The sequence below is a fragment of the Moorena producens 3L genome (genome assembly GCF_000211815.1).
Lineage (GTDB): Bacteria > Cyanobacteriota > Cyanobacteriia > Cyanobacteriales > Coleofasciculaceae > Moorena > Moorena producens.
Window position 1 is genome coordinate 107323 of sequence record NZ_GL890927.1, and the last position, 18910, is coordinate 126232.

General features: G+C 44.0%; 13 protein-coding genes. 8 read left to right on the forward strand and 5 right to left on the reverse strand.

Annotated elements, in window-relative coordinates; all coding sequences use genetic code 11:
* Positions 1-48: 48 nt before the first annotated feature.
* A complete protein-coding gene (locus LYNGBM3L_RS16115; protein WP_008185313.1) occupies positions 49-1317 on the reverse strand; it encodes an FIST signal transduction protein in 1269 nt (422 codons plus the stop codon).
* 1976 nt (positions 1318-3293) lie between these two features.
* Here LYNGBM3L_RS16115 and LYNGBM3L_RS36635 point away from each other — a divergent pair.
* The 6 genes from LYNGBM3L_RS36635 to hpsL all read left to right on the forward strand — a co-directional run bounded on the left by LYNGBM3L_RS36635 (position 3294) and on the right by hpsL (position 10125).
* Positions 3294-3533 (forward strand): Calvin cycle protein CP12, encoded by a 240-nt coding sequence (locus LYNGBM3L_RS36635; RefSeq protein WP_044493471.1) that lies wholly within the window; start codon positions 3294-3296, stop codon positions 3531-3533.
* Positions 3534-3827: 294 nt separating this feature from the next.
* Positions 3828-4421, forward strand: a complete 594-nt coding sequence (locus tag LYNGBM3L_RS16125; protein WP_008185315.1) for a DUF3177 family protein — start codon at positions 3828-3830, stop codon at positions 4419-4421.
* A gap of 441 nt (positions 4422-4862) precedes the next feature.
* Positions 4863-5162, forward strand: coding sequence for a DUF7734 family protein (locus LYNGBM3L_RS16130; protein WP_063747936.1), 300 nt, complete (start codon positions 4863-4865; stop codon positions 5160-5162).
* A gap of 383 nt (positions 5163-5545) precedes the next feature.
* Positions 5546-7018, forward strand: coding sequence for a phosphoglucosamine mutase (gene glmM / locus LYNGBM3L_RS16135; protein WP_008185319.1), 1473 nt, complete (start codon positions 5546-5548; stop codon positions 7016-7018).
* 530 nt (positions 7019-7548) lie between these two features.
* Positions 7549-8292, forward strand: a complete 744-nt coding sequence (locus tag LYNGBM3L_RS16140; RefSeq protein WP_008185322.1) for a glycosyltransferase family A protein — start codon at positions 7549-7551, stop codon at positions 8290-8292.
* Between the two features lie 81 nt (positions 8293-8373).
* Positions 8374-10125 (forward strand): hormogonium polysaccharide biosynthesis protein HpsL, encoded by a 1752-nt coding sequence (hpsL, locus tag LYNGBM3L_RS16145; RefSeq protein WP_008185324.1) that lies wholly within the window; start codon positions 8374-8376, stop codon positions 10123-10125.
* A 106-nt stretch (positions 10126-10231) separates the two neighbouring features.
* Here hpsL and LYNGBM3L_RS16150 read toward each other — a convergent pair whose 3' ends face one another.
* Positions 10232-10837 (reverse strand): PEP-CTERM sorting domain-containing protein, encoded by a 606-nt coding sequence (locus tag LYNGBM3L_RS16150; RefSeq protein WP_008185326.1) that lies wholly within the window; start codon positions 10835-10837, stop codon positions 10232-10234.
* Between the two features lie 1153 nt (positions 10838-11990).
* Between LYNGBM3L_RS16150 and hpsN the strand changes: the two genes are divergently transcribed.
* Entirely contained in the window at positions 11991-12971 is a 981-nt protein-coding gene (gene hpsN / locus LYNGBM3L_RS16155; protein ID WP_008185328.1) for a hormogonium polysaccharide biosynthesis glycosyltransferase HpsN, read from the forward strand.
* Here the strand turns inward: hpsN and LYNGBM3L_RS43695 are convergent.
* On the reverse strand, positions 12928-13083 hold the full coding sequence (locus LYNGBM3L_RS43695) for a hypothetical protein (RefSeq protein WP_154659819.1): 156 nt from the start codon (positions 13081-13083) through the stop codon (positions 12928-12930). The genes hpsN and LYNGBM3L_RS43695 overlap by 44 nt on opposite strands.
* Before the next feature lie 565 nt (positions 13084-13648).
* On the opposite strand from LYNGBM3L_RS43695, the gene hpsO reads away from it, so the two are divergent.
* Entirely contained in the window at positions 13649-14821 is a 1173-nt protein-coding gene (gene hpsO, locus LYNGBM3L_RS16160) for a hormogonium polysaccharide biosynthesis glycosyltransferase HpsO (RefSeq protein ID WP_008185330.1), read from the forward strand.
* Between the two features lie 212 nt (positions 14822-15033).
* On the opposite strand, the gene LYNGBM3L_RS16165 is transcribed toward hpsO, so the two are convergent.
* Complete coding sequence (locus tag LYNGBM3L_RS16165; RefSeq protein WP_008185332.1) at positions 15034-16440, reverse strand: glycosyltransferase family 2 protein; 1407 nt, start codon at positions 16438-16440, stop codon at positions 15034-15036.
* A gap of 256 nt (positions 16441-16696) precedes the next feature.
* Positions 16697-18475 (reverse strand): fatty acyl-AMP ligase, encoded by a 1779-nt coding sequence (locus tag LYNGBM3L_RS16170; protein ID WP_008185335.1) that lies wholly within the window; start codon positions 18473-18475, stop codon positions 16697-16699.
* Positions 18476-18910: the final 435 nt, after the last annotated feature.

Below are 18910 nucleotides of genomic sequence, written 5' to 3' on the forward strand. Positions count from 1 at the left end.
TCATTCCCCAGAATGAAGAATTAAGAATTAAGAATTAATTCTTCATTCTTACTCTTTAGCACGGAAAATCCCAAAAACTGAGGTGAAGCCGTGCAAAAACGTACTACTGCCTACTGGACCAATTTCCCCGTTACAGAAGAAGCCAGCCAGCTGAATATCCTTGATGTAACGGTGGAATAGTTGGGAATCAAAATTAGGTTTACCGTAAAGTCCTTCTCCTCGCCCCAGACAGGAAAACATCAAAGCACCAGCAGCTTGAGTGGTGTTAGTTTGCTTTTGATAGTCCTCAAGAAGGAGTGCCAAGTCTTCCTCTGAAGTCTGAGCATCTCTGAGGTGGAACTGAATACGTTGACCGGGTCGAATCCGATCAGCAATAGCGATCGCACCAATCCTCGGATCCACACCTAACAGATTGCGGATCAGAAAGTCTCCCTGACCCAGCTGTTGTTTAAACTCATCTCGGGCAACTCCCACAAAGAGTGAATGTTGTGCCAGCTTACGGTCTGCCTCATCCATACTTTGGATTAACTCGCGCAACACCATTAATGGGGGATGGGATGCTGGCTCACCGCTGGTGATCTTGCCTTGATCGAGGGCTGTCAATTCCAGCAGGATATTCTGGTCTGCTTTAGCCACCTGATAGGTTTCACCGATAGGACGACAGCCTTGAGCCACAATGGTTTCTAATACAACATTGCCGCTTAGAGCAACCCCCACAGTTCCTTCATGGTAGAGAGACTTTGCCAGTTGGGTCTGGTCTTTCAGGCAAAACAAGCCATTCTTAACCATCATAGAGCCACCACTAGCCTGTCCTCCTACCTTGGCTGAGCCTGGATAAGCATAATCCAACCCTTGGAGCAAATCATTAATTTTAGATGACAAGGGATCAGAGAATAAAATAAACTGGGGTTGCTCTTGGGGGGAAATGCCAATCAAGTCCACCCAAGCATCAGGAGGACTATCCAAATCTGGCAAGGCGTCTCCAGGGATATGAAAGCTATGGACACTAACATCAGGCAAACAGGCTAGGCTGAGGCTTAGGGCTGGTCCTTCCTCAACTTCCACAGCCTGACCATTGGTGTTCATCCCAATGATGCCACTCCCACCACAACCAATCAGCACAGGTAAAGACAATCGTTCCTGGAGCAGGGGGATGAGGCGAGGATACTCACTGGCATAGGCAGATGAGATGAACACCAGACCCAAATCTGCTCTTGAAGGCAAAGACTTCTCAAGGCAGTCTGCCACTTCGGCCACTGCCGCTTCTAATGATGCACGGGTTGATAGAGCATTTGCCCACTTGATCACTTTAGCCATCTATTCTACCTAATTCACTCCCGATACCATTGCCTATTGAGGGGATTGGCCACTCCTTAAGGTTTTATAATAACGGTGAACTACCACAGACTTCCACTAAGCCTTACCTGATACTGAGAAGAGGATTGGTTGTGGTAGACTAAACTTAATATAACTTAATCTAAATTACTAGTTATCAAAAAGCTAGCGTTAACGGGGTTATAAACTGTTTTTCTTAAGGCGCGCTTTCCAATGGCCGGGTTTCCCGGCCATTGGAAAGCGCCTCAAAAAATCTGTCTATATCTGCATAACTATGAATAGTTATTGCCATATTAGCCATCCGCTCTACTGCAATTTAAGAGTAACAATTCGTAATATAGTGGGTAAATCAGACAGGCTCCCTTAAATTCCCAGTTCCTCTAACTCGAAGTCCTTCCTCAAGTCAGCCATGGCAAGAAGGATAAGGGCTCAAGGTGAATTCCACCCCAACCACACTACCAAGTTAGCTATGTCAATATCTGTCGATTAAAGGGGGAATTTGACAATCCCCGGTCATTAGACGCGGGGATTCGTTAAGAATCCGTAATCGAATCTTACAGGCGTAGTCAATGCGCCCCTACTGAGTTCCACTTGGTCCAAGCCTTGGGTTCCCGCTACTTTTTTTTGTTGGTTATGCTTTCTAGGTACTACCACGCTTGCCAGTGCGGTACGCTCTGCTTANAGTTACCGTAAGAATAAAGAAGCCTTAATAACAAAGATTTAACCCTTCTATGCATAGCCGACTAACCATAAAGGCTTCTTTATTCTAAGGTTTCGTCAAAGATCTGCAATTATTTACCCGTTCACAAGAGGTGCGACCCGAAGGTGCGACCCAAGGGCGATTTACTCGCCCTTGGGTCGCACCTTGAGCGAATTTAATTCGCCGAACGCGCCCCGCGTCTCCTACGGAGAACGGAAAGCGCACCTGAGGATTAACGCAATGCAATCAAAGAGGGTCGGCATTTCTGAGGTACTAGAATTGCTTCATCACGTAGGCGTTTACCATTACTCACTTCACCATTGTAGTTTTCATGACGGCAGTTAAAACTGCCGCGTCGCGTTTCCTCCCGGAGACGAAACCTTAGAATAGGGTTTGAAGTCTCCGTAAGGATAGGGTCGCCTTATTACAAGAGACTTAACCCTATTTTGCATGACCTACAAACTATAAAGGCGACCCTATCCTAAGGATTCGTCTCTGGCCAAAATCGGCAAAGTTTTAACCCTTTTACCCATAGCCGACTAACCATAAAGGCCAGAGACGAAACCTTAGACAGTGGAGCCTTATAACAATAGCCTTAACCCTTTTACCCATAGCCTGCCGACCATAAAGGCTCCACTGTCTTACGGTAACTTCAAACCCTATTCTGGCGGTAACTTCTGACCCGGATTGAAATCACGGGGCTACCACGCTCCCGCGTTCTTTCCGTGTCAAGAGTTCTAGAAGTGGTGTAAGCTACCAGGGGGTAAGGGGAAATTGGGAAAATCTTAAAAAATAAAGAACAAATTTGTGTTAAAGCAGGTCTTTTGCTTTAACCTAAGAAGTTAAAGTAGCTAAGTAAAGTAGCTAATCAAAGTAGCGCTCTTAGTTAATTCCCTGGTAATTTCTGGTTAATCCGGGATTTCCTAGCTAAGATGCAGGTAATGGACACTAGTCCGATCGTTGTAATGGCCACGACACCTACGAATGACCGCCAGTTCGTAGCCCTGTCCCTAGTAGTTAAGATGAGGGAAACATGTGCTGCTAGCCCAACCAGCCTTTACAACATTGCCGTTCCCGGAAGCGGGACAAACTCCGGCAAACCTTACCCCTGATAGGAGTTGCACAAAACCTAAGTCAACTAAGGTCGTCTTTTCAACGTAAATTACTAGTTATTAAGCCTCCTATCGTTAAGTATTTGCTAAGCGCGGTTGGTTACTACTACCAATCCTATCAGCAAATAAATAGACATCATTAAGTTATAAAGCGAAAGACAGATGAGCGAATTACAAGAGAAATAGACCAAGAGCGTGAACAAGCTAGAGCCGTTTGTGATGCTGAGGGGGCGTCTTCAGCAGAATGTGCAGTAGCTTGGGATAACGTAGAAGAACTACAAGCAGAGGCTTCCCATCAGCGGCAAAATGCCAAGCCCAAAAACTCCCTTGAAGAGTACTGTGATGATAATCCTGACGCAGCTGAGTGCCGGGTATATGAAGACTAGACTCTAGGATTGTTCTGCCAAATACTCTGAATAAGGGTAGCAGGAGTAAATCCCCGATTAGGATTTGCTCCTGCTACCCTTTTTGGTGGCGTTATAGCGCTACGCGCAAGTCCGCAAGTCCGCAAGTCCGCAAGTCCGCAAGTAAGCGATTACTTACGTTTCGGAGTTTAGGAATGTCAAACATCTGAATGCGTAGTGCTATACTGGCCTGATGCTTTCCTTGGCTTTGTTTCTAGATTTCCAGTATGGCCATTGGTGAAATAACATAGATCAAGGTCATTTCGGCAACAAGCAATGCAAGATGAAATTATTCAATTACTGGTTTGGATGGACTACCGTTTGGCAGTTTTGTTCACAGTATTTATCCCCTTGATGCTGCTAATTTGGGCATTTTTCCAGAAAGCAGATGCTATGGTACGCCTGTTGATTATCTATTGGCGTGTTTCCAGTCTCCTAGCGATTACAGTTTACTTGTTGATTGTCGGTTGGCCGATTGCTTATGTGTGTGCTTTGAGCTCCCGTATTCTGATCCCCATCTCCCTGTGGTTTTGGATTGACTTGAATGAGGAGATTGATGATAGGCCCGCTAGTCCCCTGAAGCTAACACTGACATCTTGGCGTTGGGCAATGACTATTTACTGTACTCTGGGGACAATCGCTAGTATTCCATTTCTACGTTGTGCCTTTGTCCCAGGAGCAATCACATCTGGATTTTGTCAGGTGTTGAGGGAGCCGCCTTTGTTATTCAAACAGTATTTCCATGGTGGTTATACCCCTGGATTTTTGGGCTTTATCGGAATGGTGGGATTATTCTTCTATGTCCTTTACTTAAGCTATTTCGTTCTGTTTCGACTCGGCAAACAAGGACGATCAGCTATTGAACCATGAAATGGGTTATGGCTTTGGATTTTGTAGGGCAGTAGCATCTTCTTTGAGACTCCCCACGGCGCTTATGCCGGGGGAGTCTTGGTTCAAAGGAGGTAAGCATTCAGCAGTCAGGGGTCAGCGGTCAGCCGTCAGGTTATTTTATTCAAAAGCTTTTCCCGTAGGGTGCCCATAGCGCATAAGCTGTTCGGTGTAGCATGGGCGTAGCCCATAGGCTGATAGCTGAATACTTACCCCGGTGCGCTTTCCCCATTAAGAATTAAATTCGCCACTGGTCGCACCGCAAAGTAAGGTTGATTAACGGATTCGGAATTCTACTTAACCTACAGGCAAAGCGCTAGATCAGATTTTATGGTCACCACCAGTACGATAAAGCTAAATATATCATTATATCCTGCCAATAGGCAACGCCACAACTAAAAACTCACAACTGAAAACTCACAGATGATGGATTCCATTGGTAGGCGTCTAGAACAATACACCATCAAACGCCCAAAAGAGGTATTGATAGTTACCGCACAGATAGCTGGTGAACAGGATCAAATTGCTATTTTTAAAGGTTTTTCCAGTTCTTTAATGCGTCCGACATCCTTTGACCCAGATGTAGCGGTCTTACCAGCACAGGCAAAGATCATTAGCATAGATCGAGTGGCTGCTCCCTATAATCCACAGTCTCCTCGTTATCTTCAGCAAGGACTGACTTTGGAAACTATGGAAAAGTTGTTGGAGAATGCTGGTGTTTAATTTAGCATCCTGGCTAGGTTGTGGCTGCTAAGTTCCAAGGGAGGAACGTAAATTTTGGTAAAGTTTTGCCTGAAGGCCCTTGGGACCTAAGTGTATTTGGATCTAGTTAGTCAATTTTGATAAAGTCTTGCCAGAAGCCTAACAGGGCTAAATGTACTTGGATCTAGTTAGTCAATGTTTGAGTAAATCTTGGATAAACTCTGGCCAAAGCGCTCACAGGGCTAAATGTACTTGGATCATAATCTGAATGTACTTGGATCATAATCTGATCACAAGCATGTATGGGATCACAACCATAGGTTGGATGTATTGATGGATATCTACCAAAGCAAAATAAAGTGTTATTCTCCACAGTGAGTGTGTAATGTGAGGAAATTGAAATTATGGTTACATCCCCTGTCCGTATCCAGGGATTGGATAGTGCTGAGTTCTCATCCAAGAATCAGCCAATGAACTGCCCCAATGTCAGGTTACCTTGGCAACCCCTAACTCTACCCACAACCCCATTATTCGGTACCGATGGCATTCGGGGACGAGCAGGAACATTGCTCAGTGAAGATTTGGCTTTACAAGTGGGTTTCTGGGCTGGTCTTGTGTTACAGGAATACTCAGCTGTACCAGGACCGGTGATTTTAGGGCAGGATTCACGCAATTCTAGTGATATGTTGGCAACAGCCTTAGCTAAGGGGTTGACTACAGCAGGTCTAGAGGTGTGGCACCTGGGATTATGTCCCACTCCTGGTGTTGCCTACCTGTGCAGTGCCACAAGTGCCATAGGGGGTGTGATGATTTCTGCTAGTCATAATCCTCCAGAAGACAATGGGATTAAGTTTTTTAGCGGGAAAGGCACTAAGCTATCTCAGGAGCTGCAAAAGCATATAGAAGCTGGATTGAGGGGTTTTATTGGTCAGGCTGTAGTGAGTAAAACCCAAGGGAAGTATCACTATCGCCCAGGGTTGGTCACCGATTATGCAGCAGCACTTCACCGTCCTCTGAAAGGAGTGACGAATTTACAAGGCATGAAGATTGTGCTGGATTTGGCTTGGGGGGCAGCAGTGCGACTCTCAGGACAAGTGTTTGAGCAGTTGGGGGCACAAGTGATCTGCTTGCATGACCAGGCAGATGGCGATCGCATTAATGTCAATTGTGGCTCTACTCACCTCGAACCCCTGAAAGCTGCGGTAAAAGAATACCAAGCAGATCTTGGGTTTGCCTTTGATGGTGATGCAGACCGATTGATGGCAGTAGATGCCCAGGGTCGGGAGATCAATGGAGATTACATCCTCTATTTTTGGGGTCAAACCTTACGTGCTGCCCAAAAGCTACCAGAAGACATAATGGTAGCAACGGTAATGGCAAATTTAGGATTTGAACGAGCCTGGAAGCAGTTGGGGGGTAAATTCCTACGGACAGCGGTCGGAGATCAGCATGTCCAAGCTAAAATGCTCCAAACTGGAGCTATGCTAGGGGGTGAGCAATCGGGACATATCATCTGTCACCATTATGGTTTGACTGGGGATGGCATGTTAACTGCTTTACATCTAGCTTCTTTGGTCCGTGAATCTGGGATGACCTTAGGGGAGTTAGTAGACCAAAGTTTCCAGACTTACCCCCAACTGCTGCGTAATGTCAGGGTAGAAGACCGAGAACGCCGACGTGGATGGCAAGAGTGTGAAGCGATCACGAATGCGATCGCAAAAGGGGAAGCAGCCATGGGAGACCAAGGTCGAATTCTGGTTCGTGCTTCTGGTACTGAACCCCTGATCCGGGTGATGGTCGAAGCCGCCAATTCTCAACTTGCTCACCACTGGACATCAGAGTTAGTTAACGTCGTTGAGCGATATTTAGCTAACTGATTGACCAAACTGTTTCCAGCAACTGCTCAGCATATAACTTGCATCGTTAACTTGTATCTTTGTTAACTTATACCGTTTCAGTGATCGGGTTGTGTTGTACGGTTTATGGTTGACGGTTTATGGTTGACGGTTTATGGTTGACGGTTTATGGTTGACGGTTTATGGTTGACGGTAAATCATCAACCCTGATGTGAGTCTCTCTTGAGGAAAACTCCGTGCCTATCTACGGTCACAAACCAGATCGGTGGAAAGCATCAGGAAAAAGGGTTAAAAACCCTGAACTTAATACTTAATAGGGGTGCATAGAAAACTATTGCCAGCATTTTCGTGATAGTTATAGCTGACGAAATGCTTGATTACTTTCAAGGTTCCAATAACGCCATGGCCACCTCACCATAACATTAAAACTCCCGTTACTTTTGCTCAATTAGTCCCGGTGCGCTTTCCGTTGGCGAATTAAATTCGCCACGGGTCGCACCGCAAATTAATGGGAGTTTTTTACCTTGTTTTTCTATCAATAAAGGTTAATCATGCTAGTTTTCGTAATTCCACTCAAGAGTCGAAAGCTTTCCAAATCTTGGGAACATGTATCTAAATTATTTGAACGCTGTGTCAAATCAGTATGTAATCAAACATCATCGGAATTTAGAGTAATCGTTGTTTGTAATGAAAAGCCACAGATTACATTCAGTCATCCCCATATCATTTATCTTCAGGTTGATTATCCTACTCCCAAAGAGCCAAGCCAGAGGGTTAGAGGAAATACAGATAAAGGACGTAAGCTTTTGACAGGATTAACTTATGCTCGTCGATTTGACCCAACTCATGTTATGAATGTCGATGCCGATGATTGTGTTAGCAAACAGTTAGCGGAATTGGTTAGGCAAAATCCTCAGGAAAATGGCTGGTTTATTAATAGAGGTTATAAGTATCGAGATGGAGAAGATTGTTTGTATTTAAAACGAAAACAATTCTATCGAATGTCGGGTACAGCGAACATTCTTAGATGGGATTTACTAGAGTTACCTGAGAAACCTGAATACAATCGCGGTTATGGCTACTACAAGTTTTATATTGATCATGGGAAAGTTAAAAGTATTCTAGCCAACAAGGGAACCCCTCTAAAACCATTACCCTTTTCCGGTAGTGTTTATATCCTTGGTACTGGTGAGAATCTATCAGCAAATGAAGAAAGATTATCCTTTAACATCTTCAATCGAAAGGCGTTGAGCAAATCAATTTGTGATGAATTTGGCTTGTACAAGCTGGCTTGACCATCGCGCAAACACCAATTTCAAATTTATCATGCCAAATTAAGAAATAATAACATCGATAGACAATGGGATGGTTCTGCCATGGTCAAAGGTCGGTCAAAATCTAAGTCATCAAAGAAAGGGAAAACGCCATCTGAGACCACAACCTTAAATCTCAAGCAACAGTTAGCTCAAAAACGCCGAGCGCAACGGGAGCGTAGAGAAATCATCCAAATTATTACTATGACAGCAGCTTTTGGAGCCATTATCGGGGTGTTGCTTGCTCTAGTGGTTGATCCTAAAGCTGGTGCAGCTGCAGTAGCTGGTCTGCCTTGTCTGGTTCTGTCCTATAAATATCCTCGCACAGCACTTTGGGCATTCCTGATCTATATGCCTTTTAGTGGTACAATCATTTACTCCATTGGCAATAGTCCACTGCTGCAGCTGGCTAAAGATGGTATCTATATCCCTGCTTTGATTGGTCTAGTACAACAGTGTAAGCAGGAAAGAAAACCAATCATAATAGCCAAGTCCCTAATGCTACCCTTAGGCATTTTGTGCGCATCAAGTTTGCTGACATTCTTGTTTGCTAATGGCTCCCAGCAACTACTTCCCCCTTGTTCAGATCTACCAGGGATGCGTAGAGGTATAACCTGCGAAGATGGACAGCCGATACTAATGGGAATTTTGGGTTTGAAAGTTTTTTTGGGATACATTCCCTTAATCTTTTGTGCCTACTACCTGATCCGTAGCAAGAAAGAATTACTCTTCCTCTCAAGGATGTTCACAGTTCTGGCTATTATCTGCTGTAGCCTTGCCTTTATTCAGTACATGATGCTGAAAACTGGTAGATGCGCTGGAACCCAATTCAGACACGGGGCTGCCTTATTCAAAGCTTCCCTAGATGCTAGATGTTTTGTGGGTGGGTCTTTGCTGTATAGTCCTCAAGTGGGACAAATCCGCTTACCGGGAACCTTTGTTGCCCCTTGGCAGTGGGGCTGGTTCCTGATTTCTAATGCCTTTTTTAGCTTTGCTACTGCTTTCAGCGACCCCTCAGCTCGTTGGCGGAGTGTTGGTTTAGGTGCCATGGCATCGGTTTTTGTTCTCGCAGTAGTCTCTGGTCAGCGGATTGCTCTGGCTTTGGTGCCAACTGTAACCGTAATCCTGCTCGTTTTAACGGGTCAAGTCACTAACCTTAAACGGTTTTTACCTATTTTGGGAGGATTAGGGCTTTTATTAGGAATTGCGGCAACTGCTTTTCCTGAAGTAGTTCAGGAACGGATAGATAGTTTGATCGGTCGTTGGGAAGCTTCACCAGCGGATGATTTTATCCTTCATCAATTTGCTTTTACCTGGAGTAGACTAAGAGGCTCATTAATTGGTCTGGGATTAGGACGAGCGACCAACTCTGCTCGTGTTTTTGGTAAAACCAGTTTGGTAGAAACTTGGTTTCCCAAAGTGATGCATGAAGTTGGTCCGCTGGGGCTGCTGGCTTTTCTAGTATTTGTAACTGCGATTACTGTACTTACCTTCAAGGCTTACCGCTCAGTGAAAAACAAGGATTTGCGGAGTATCGGTGCCAGCTATTGGGTACTTATTTTGTTTATTAGCTACCAAACCTATTACTATCCCTTGGATGTAGATCCAGTGGCAGTATATTATTGGTTGATTACTGGTGTTATCCTCAAGTTGCCTGAAATAAATCGTCAAGAACAAGAGGAACTAGAGAAACTAGAGGCAGCACAGGCAAACGAGCCTCAACCTAAAAAGAAACGAGGTATCAAGGCATCGAAAAAGGGAAAAGGGAAACGGCAAAAGGCAAAAGGCAGGGTAAGCGCCCTAAAAATTGAGTAAAAATGTGATATAGAGCCAGGATCATGACCATATTAAGCCTTGATTCCTAGCACTATTGCACTTTTTTAACCCAAGTACCACTAGCCCAAAACTGGACATTCATCGATTAATTTGAGTTTGCTGATTTTTTTCGATTCATCAAGATTCCTAAAGAAAACAAACTAAGCCCTAAAATCGTTCCTGGTTCTGGAACAGTGCTAAAAATAATATTCCCTTTTTCGACTAATATTTTGGTATCCGAGGTTGGGTCAACAGCAAAAGTTTCAAAAGTTGTTCCTAAAGCTTGAGCAACAATAGGAACTCCAAAAGTGTTACTTGTAGTGTTAATTGTATCGTTGAAGCTGGTTAATATACCATCTGTAAACGTTAGAAATGGACTGGGAGGTACCACATCACTTTCATCAATAAAAACACTATCAGTGACTAATCCCAAACCTGGTATGTCAAGATAAATTTCAGCCGACGCTTTTAGATCTAAATCGACACCAACTAACTGATTCATCTGGATAGTTTCCACTCCAACCCCAGTGATAGGGGCACTCTCATAGCGAAGGATACCAAAGCCAAGATTATCATTGAGAGTCTCAAGTGTACTAATAAACTCAAATTTCATAGCAGCAGCTTGAGCCAGATTAGGGACAAGAGCAAAAAGACCTAAAATTGCGCCAGTAGTAGTTGTAACTGCTAATGTTTTATAAAGGTTAGGTTTCATGATTTTTGATTCCTATTGAATTGATTTGTGGCATTGACAGGATGAAATAGCGTGGTCAAGCTCCTGATTGACTGACGAAAAATTAGTTTTAGTCGGCGTTCTTGGGAGTTCCCCCCTGAGCAACTGGCTTTCCACTGGGCTTACAGGGGTTCCGCACACAGCCACTCCCCATGAGCAACTGCATCAAGACAGATTGGTTTGATGAGCTATTTTGAAATGTTAGATATCAAGTGCTGACCTTAGGCTTGGTTTCTTTTCTTTTACTGCTTGAGGTTGACAGCTATGAAACCAATTAACTCGTTAATGTTGATGGCTGATTCCTTTCCCAAAAATATTATTATATAGAATCGGGACTAATTTAGCTATTTGAATTCAAATTTATAAAATCTTTAAATAAATAAAGTTAATATTTCCAATTATGAAGTTTTTATAAAAAATACTTTGATGAGAAATAATTCAGAGCAACAGATGAGTAATGGATTTAAGGGACTTTCGTCCTGGGTTAATAGGAGTAGGTAGTAGGGAGTGGGGAGTAGGGGTAAGCAATCTGATGAACAGCCAAGGCATCGGTCTCAAGCACTGCCCACCCTACATGAACTACAAAATAAGCCCAAGTACTGATTATAAAATATAAGTAAATATGATCAAGATATCACTACAAATAGCAATAGGTTAGGAGTTGGCTGTAGCGAACGCATAATCACCACTAAGCCGAAATCCCAAAACCAGATGACGAAGCAGTCAAGGCAGGCAACGCGATGTTCCTTCGGAACCGCTACGCGAACGCATTAAACCTTCACAACCCTGATTAGTTGATTAACCAATTGATTAACCCCTAGCAAACGGGAAAAGGCAAACTACAAACGGTTTTTTGAACCGGTCTCCACGGATAACTGTTCCCTGTACTATGCTGGGACAGCGTTTCTAGCTCCCGTGAGGTACAGATTCAGCAATGAAACCCCTATCTTCTAAGACTCAGGTGTACCTCACCAGCCATGGTAAAGCTGTATTGGTTTTACCTCTTAGCTTAAGAATTGTCTAACTTTCCATAAAACCACGGATGTCCAAGGATAGCATGTTAGTTAAACTGTTATCGATTGTCGGCATCATTAGCAGTTAAATGCTTAAGGACAAAGTACTCACAACAATGACGATGATTTCTGTAATTATCCCTACTTACGGACGGGAAGACCCTTTGCGGGATACCCTAGAAGATGTCCTGAAGCAAGACTACCCTGCTTTTGAAGTACTGGTTGTTGATCAAACTCGAAACCACAAACCAGAGATTCAATCCTATTTAGAGCAGCTGGCTAATACTGGTAAGATTCTCTGGTTCCGGGTTGATTGGGCGAGTTTACCTGGGGCAAGAAATTATGGGGTAAGGCGGGCATCCGGGGACATTATTGTGTTTATCGATGATGATATCAAGATGCCACCGGGGTATTTAACTGCTCACGCTCGTAACTATGAAAAATCCCCAGAGATTGGGGCAGTAGCAGGACGAGTATTTGACCGGATGAAGTTAGCAGAGAAAGGAGCAGCAGTAGATACCCCCACTCCCTCTTACACCATTGAAGACTTGCCTAAAGAGGCCATGGATCCTGGCATTGCATGGTATTACATAGACTTAGTCCATACCGTGAAGCCTCAACGGGTGATCTCAGCCCGAGGCTGCAATATGTCTTTCCGCCGGGAGATTTTTACTAAATACGGGCTGCACTTTGATGAACAGTTCCGGGGCAGTGCGGTTCGTGAGGAGTCGGATTTTTGTTTGCGATTTCGCCGCACTGGTTATCAAATTTGGTATGACCCAGATGCTTGTTTAGTCCATTTAGGGGAAGAAACTGGGGGGTGTCATGATATTAGTACGCGATCGCTTGAGTATCAGTTGACTTTTTATCACAACCATTTCCTGATGGGAATGAAAAACCTTACCCTTAGTGAACAGCTACGGCTGTTTGGTCGTCTATTTGATTGCCACGTCTTAGGGAATCCTCCTTGTAATAAAAGTGGTTCCCCGATCAAAATTATTACCCGCGCTGGTTTCTACATGTTGGGCTTTTTAAAAGCACTTGGTACACGCATCAAATCTATCTGGGATGATGGTCAAATTTATAGTCGGCTAGACCGTTAGAAGGTTGTTCGCCTTTGGCGTTCCCGTAGGGTAGGTTAGTTGGTTGAACGCGATCGCGTGGCCTTTTGGCCAAGGTTAGTTGGTTGTTCGCGTAGCGTGGCCTTTTGGCCAAGGTTAAAAGGTTGAAGCCAGTTTTTAAAACTTAAAACTACGATTAAGTAAACTTAATAAGCTCTTGTATCTTTAATTAAAATATTGAAAATTAATGATTCATAATTCAGGATATTAAAGTCATAATAATTCAAATTTAATGGTATTGTGATAACCAAAACCATAAGTATAGTTTAAGCAAATAAATAACTAAAAATACATTTTGATTTTCCAGGGTTACCGCTCTTGGTTTACTAGTATTAAGTCGTTTTGTAATGCTTCCATAGCTAAGTTTAACTGAGATCTCGCACCATTGTGAGTAATCCTACATGAACTAAGCTGATTGATACTATGGGAACGCCAAGGGCGAACAACCTGCAACCTTAATCCTCCAACCTTAAACCTTCAACCTTAAACCTTCAAGCTTCAACCTCCAACCTCCAACCTCCAACCTTCAAGCTTCAACCTCCAACCTCCAACTTTCAAGCTTCAACCTCCAACCTCCAACCTCCAACCTTCAAGCTTCAACCTCCAACCTTCAACCTCCAACCTTCAACCTTCACCCATTAACTGTCAAAAAATTACCCATGAAAATCTTAGTTGCTAGCCACTCGTATATTGTTGACCTTAACTGCGAGAAGTTACGAACACTCGCTCAGTTAGAACCTAACATTGAGGTAACTGTGGTGGTTCCCCGGCGCTGGCGTCCTGGTGGTGTCCAAAATCGCATCATTGAAACCCAACCCCGTGAAGAAGGTTCATTTCGGGTCGTACCAGTATCTAACTTTAGTGAAAATAATCAGGGACTGCTGACCTTTGGGCTAGATATTATCCCTTTATTGAAACAGTTTCGACCCGAAATTATTCAAGTGGAACAGGGAGCTAAGGCATTAGGTTATGCTCAATTTATTACCCTGAATAAGCTATTGGGACTGAAGGCAAAAAACCTATTTTTTACTTGGTGGAATCTGCCCTACCAGGTAAAATTTCCGGTGTCTGTGTTGGAAGGATATAACTTGCGTCATACCGATGGACTGATTTGTGGAAATCAGGATGGGGTAGAAATCCTGCGACAACATGGTTATAACGGACCAGCTAAAGTAATGCCCCAATTGGGGGTAGATGAAAGCTTGTTTCTTCCCCAAGCTCAGCCAGAGCTAAAACAGCAGTTGGGAATTCAACCCAATGACTTTGTGGTGGGATTTGTGGGACGGTTTGTAGAAGAGAAGGGATTACTGACTTTAGGTAAAGCCCTAGCCGGTTTATCTAGGATGGAGTGGAAGTGGCTGCTGCTAGGGCGTGGTCCCCTCAAGCCGATATTGATGGAAAAGGCGGCAGAATGGGGAATTAAAGACAAATTAATTTGGATTGAGAGTGTTCCCCATGACGAGGTACCTCGTTATATTAATGTGATGAATACTCTGGTGCTACCATCAGAGACTAATTATAAGTTTAAAACCTTAACTAGTGTAGGTTGGAAGGAACAGTTTGGTCATGTGCTGATTGAGGCTATGGCATCTAAAGTACCAGTAATTGGTTCCGATTCTGGAGAAATTCCCTATGTGATTGGGGATGCTGGGTTGGTGTTTCCTGAAAAGAATGAGTCGGAGTTACGACATTGTTTACAGCAGCTAATCAAGCAACCAGAGTTGGCTGAGAAATTAGGATATTTGGGTTATGTACGGGCAATGGAGCAGTATACCAATAAGGCGCTAGCTAAACAGCTGTTGAATTTTTATCAGGAATTAATTGAGAATTGAGAATTAAGAATTAAGAATTGGGAATTAAGAATTAAGAATTGAGAATTAAGAATTGGGAATTGGGAATTGGGAATTGGGAATTGGGAATTGGGAATTGGGAATTGGGAATTGGGAAGTAAGAATTAAGAATTGAGAATTAAGAATTGGGAATTGGGAATTCGGAATTGGGAATTCACCATTTTAGAAATTAATAATTCTTCATTCTTCATTCTTCATTCTTCATTCCCACCTCTATGGACTGTTTTCACCCATTTCAAGCGTTTAGGACGCACAGACATCCGAGCGGTAGTAGCAGCCATCACCAGCATCCAGTGCAATAGATAAAGATTTCCCCTCAAGGTCTGCAAGAAACTAACCAATAGGTTAGAAACACGTAATCTTCGATTTTGATTGGTGCGGCGCAGCCCGACAAACATGCCAATCACTGATAGGGTGACAGTTAGGCCAGTAATGGGGCTAAAAATAGGTAGACGGTTACGGGCAATAGCCATCAAACAGTCTGGTACAGCAGCAGTGGGCAAAAAGTACTGGATGATCAAGTAGGTAAATAAATCTAGAGTTTTCCGCAAACCTAGGCGGTTACTTACAATTAAACGCCAGTAATCTAAATAGCGCTGGTACCCTCCTTCTGCCCAACGGTTCCGTTGATGCCAGAGTGCGATCGCACTGGTAACTCCTTCTTCTTCTACTGGCGGAAAATTGAGAAAGCCAATATCCCACTGATCGAGGTGTAGGCGAATGGTTAAATCTAAGTCGTCGGTGATGGTTTCTTCATTCCAGGCACCGCAACGCTGTAGTGCGGAACGTCGGACAAACTGACCATTGCCCCGCAATTCACCAATCCCACCAACTGCAATACGTTGCTGTTGGAAATAGCTGTCGAGAGCCATTTCTGCCATTTGCCCTCGTGTCCAGAAATTCAGTGGTGCATTTGCGATCGCTTTTCTGACCTGCACTGCTCCCACTCGCGGGTTAGTAAATAAGGGCAAAACCCGCCGTAGCATATCTTTGGGAACTTTAGCATCTGCATCAAATACTGCTACAATCTCCCCTTTAGTTAAACCCAGTACCTGATTGAGTGCCCCTGATTTGCCGCCCCCGGCATTAGCACTCCGGTGCAGTACCTTCAACTGGTCGTATGTTGCTGCTAACTTATCTAAGATTTCTGGTGTTTGGTCAGTACTGTAATCGTCAATTACCCACAGTTCATACTGATTTTTGGGGTAATCTAATTGACACAGAGACTTAACTAAATTACTGATGACAGTTTCTTCATTTTTTGCTGCTACTAGCAGAGACACAAAGGGAAAATCGTCTTTTTCCTCATCTAAACAGGGTTGAGGGGTTTTTAACGGTCGAGCCAGCAAGCACCGTAGGGCATGAATTCCTAATATTGTTGTTAAGCTCAAGCTCACCCAGATCCCCCAAGACACCAAATGCAGTGCTATGGTTATGCACCACACTATGGTTAACACTAAAGCTGCTTTGCGTCGGCGTCCTTCTAGTCCCTGGAAAAATAAGCTAGTTTCAAACTCTTCCTCTGACAAGTTAGACAGCATAGAGCCAAGTTGCTTCAGCTCTTGGCTTGGCGCTTTTTCTGACCAGGAATTCTCCGACATAAGCTATGTACTGCAACTACCAACTAAGGCCACTAATGCCTTATTCTATCCGAAATTGTTACAAAACTATTAAATTCTATCAAGTAAAGTATAGTTTAGGACATAACTCTCATCTGGGGTTTGAAGGAAACAGGTAACATAAACATTTGTTAACCTTTACTTCCACGTAAGGAGTCTGTTCAGGAAGTTTTGAGGGTGAGGGCAAGGTGTTATCTTAATGGTGTTATCTTAATGGTTAATGGCTCAAGCCAATAGCCTAATCCCTATCATTTATAACAGCCAGAGTTCCCGCCATAAAACTCTGGCGACAGGCATGACGCTGAATCTTACCACTAGATGTCTTGGGAATAGTACCTGGTTTGAGCAACAGAGCAGTATGAACCGGCAAATCGTGATGTTGTAATACTGCTCGTCGGATTAACCGGATTAACTCCTTGCTATCAAGGGCATGGTCTTTCGCTCCATTGCCAGGGTCAGAAGCAGCTAGCCGAGTAGATTTCCAATAGCTACGTTCTACCTCAGCAATCACCACTAACTGTTCCTCACCAGCAATATTCACGGAAAATGCTGCCGAACACGTAGGTCTGAGCAAGGAGTGGGTGTTTTCTACGGTCCATTCAATATCTTGGGGATAGTGGTTACGACCATTGATAATGATCAGATCCTTGAGACGACCAGTAATAAATAATTCACCGTCGAGCATGAATCCCAAGTCACCGGTGCGTAGAAATGGCTTTTCCCCCATCGATGCTAGAGTTACGCGAAAGTTTCGTTCGGTTGTTGCCGGTTGATTCCAGTAACCTTGGGCAATGCTTGGTCCTGATACCCAGATTTCTCCCACTTGTCCTGGGTCACATCGGGTCAAGGTTTCAGGATGGACAATTACAATCTGCTGGTCTGGCAGACTTTGACCACAGCCTACGAGGGTAAGGGTACCTTCTTGCTCAACACTAGCTGGCACAACGTGATTTTGCTCCAGTGCTGCCCCCTCAACTGTTCTTAAGACAATTGGGGCACTTTTGACACCACCAGAAACCATTAAGGTGGCTTCAGCCATGCCATAGCAAGGGTAGAATGCTTCTCGGCGGAAGCCACAGGACTCAAATTTAGTTGCAAACCGCTCCAAGATGGCGAAGTTAATTGGCTCAGCTCCGTTAAAGGCCAGGTCCCAACTACTCAAATCCAAGTTTGTTAGTTGTTCTGGCTTGATTTTGCGTACGCATAAGTCGTAAGCCAAGTTTGGTCCTCCACTGCTGGTGGCTCGATAGTGGGAAATCACTTTTAACCACCGAATCGGACTTTGCAAAAACATCAAGGGGGACATCAGAGTAGCTGGAAAACCGCCGTATAGAGGTTGGAGTATACCACCAATCAGACCCATGTCATGGTACATCGGCAACCAAATCACCCCACTGCTGTGGTCGGTGTGCCCAAAATACTTATAGATAGCAGCTGAATTATGGACTAGATTGCTGTGGCTAATCATCACTCCCTTCGGTGCAGCGGTTGAACCAGAGGTGTATTGGAGAAAAGCTAGGGTGCTACCATCTATAGCTGGTTGCTGCCATGATTGAGCTAAGTTGCCGTTAATGTTTTCTGTGGCTAGCCAGTGCAGTGTCTTCAGTTCTGGAGCCTCAGTAAACCGTCGCTCTAAATTAGACAGGATTGCTTGGGTAGTTAGGGCTACCCTTGCCAGGGAATCTTTGACAATTCCCTGAACACGGACAAGGGAGCGGTTGGGTCTAGGAGGATAAGCGGGCACAGCTACAACCCCAGCGTACAAACACCCGAAAAATGCACAAATATAGTCTAGACCAGGAGGATACAGTAGTAGCGCAGTTTCTCCTGGGGAATATATTGATTGCAGGTGGAACGCGATCGCTTGGGCTTGTTGCTCCAACTGTTGGTAAGTCAGACTGACCTGTTCAGTTTCTCCATCCACCAAAAAGGTATATGCGATCGCATCTGGCTGGTTAACTGCTCTGTAGCGCAGGATATCCACTAACGTGGCTGCTTGGAGAATAGTTTGTGACACCTTTTACCCCTGCACTTAAAAACTTACACAAAAAAACTTATTACTTTGTAAGCATTCAGCCGTCAGCTGTCAGCCGTCAGCCGTGAGCTTTTGGCCTTCGTCTTTTGCTGATAGCACCTCAAGTAGCACCATCTGTAGCGCATTAGCTGATAGCACCTCAAGTAGCACCATCTGTAGCGCATTAGCTGATAGCTTACACATTGCCAAACATTACTTTAGCTTGATTCCGACATCACCAAATATCCTGATATTGAGGATTCATAATTCAGTAGCTTCGATTAATAATAATTCATTTTCCGGGAATTTTGAACATAAATTGAACCTAAAAAATAGTACTATATTATGAAATAATCCACCAATTATTCACACTACGCACTTTACACTGACCGCTGATAGCTGATAGCTGATAGCTGATAGCTGATAGCTTAATGGTTA

What these genes read in the sequence shown, in the direction of transcription:
- glmM (WP_008185319.1), top strand. Translation starts at nt 5,546, where the DNA reads ATGGTTACATCCCCTGTCCGTATCCAGGGATTGGATAGTGCTGAGTTC.
- LYNGBM3L_RS16140 (WP_008185322.1), top strand. Translation starts at nt 7,549, where the DNA reads ATGCTAGTTTTCGTAATTCCACTCAAGAGTCGAAAGCTTTCCAAATCT.
- hpsO (WP_008185330.1), top strand. Translation starts at nt 13,649, where the DNA reads ATGAAAATCTTAGTTGCTAGCCACTCGTATATTGTTGACCTTAACTGC.
- LYNGBM3L_RS16150 (WP_008185326.1), bottom strand. Translation starts at nt 10,837, where the DNA reads ATGAAACCTAACCTTTATAAAACATTAGCAGTTACAACTACTACTGGC.
- hpsN (WP_008185328.1), top strand. Translation starts at nt 11,991, where the DNA reads ATGATTTCTGTAATTATCCCTACTTACGGACGGGAAGACCCTTTGCGG.
- LYNGBM3L_RS16115 (WP_008185313.1), bottom strand. Translation starts at nt 1,317, where the DNA reads ATGGCTAAAGTGATCAAGTGGGCAAATGCTCTATCAACCCGTGCATCA.
- LYNGBM3L_RS16125 (WP_008185315.1), top strand. Translation starts at nt 3,828, where the DNA reads ATGCAAGATGAAATTATTCAATTACTGGTTTGGATGGACTACCGTTTG.
- hpsL (WP_008185324.1), top strand. Translation starts at nt 8,374, where the DNA reads ATGGTCAAAGGTCGGTCAAAATCTAAGTCATCAAAGAAAGGGAAAACG.
- LYNGBM3L_RS16165 (WP_008185332.1), bottom strand. Translation starts at nt 16,440, where the DNA reads ATGTCGGAGAATTCCTGGTCAGAAAAAGCGCCAAGCCAAGAGCTGAAG.
- LYNGBM3L_RS16130 (WP_063747936.1), top strand. Translation starts at nt 4,863, where the DNA reads ATGATGGATTCCATTGGTAGGCGTCTAGAACAATACACCATCAAACGC.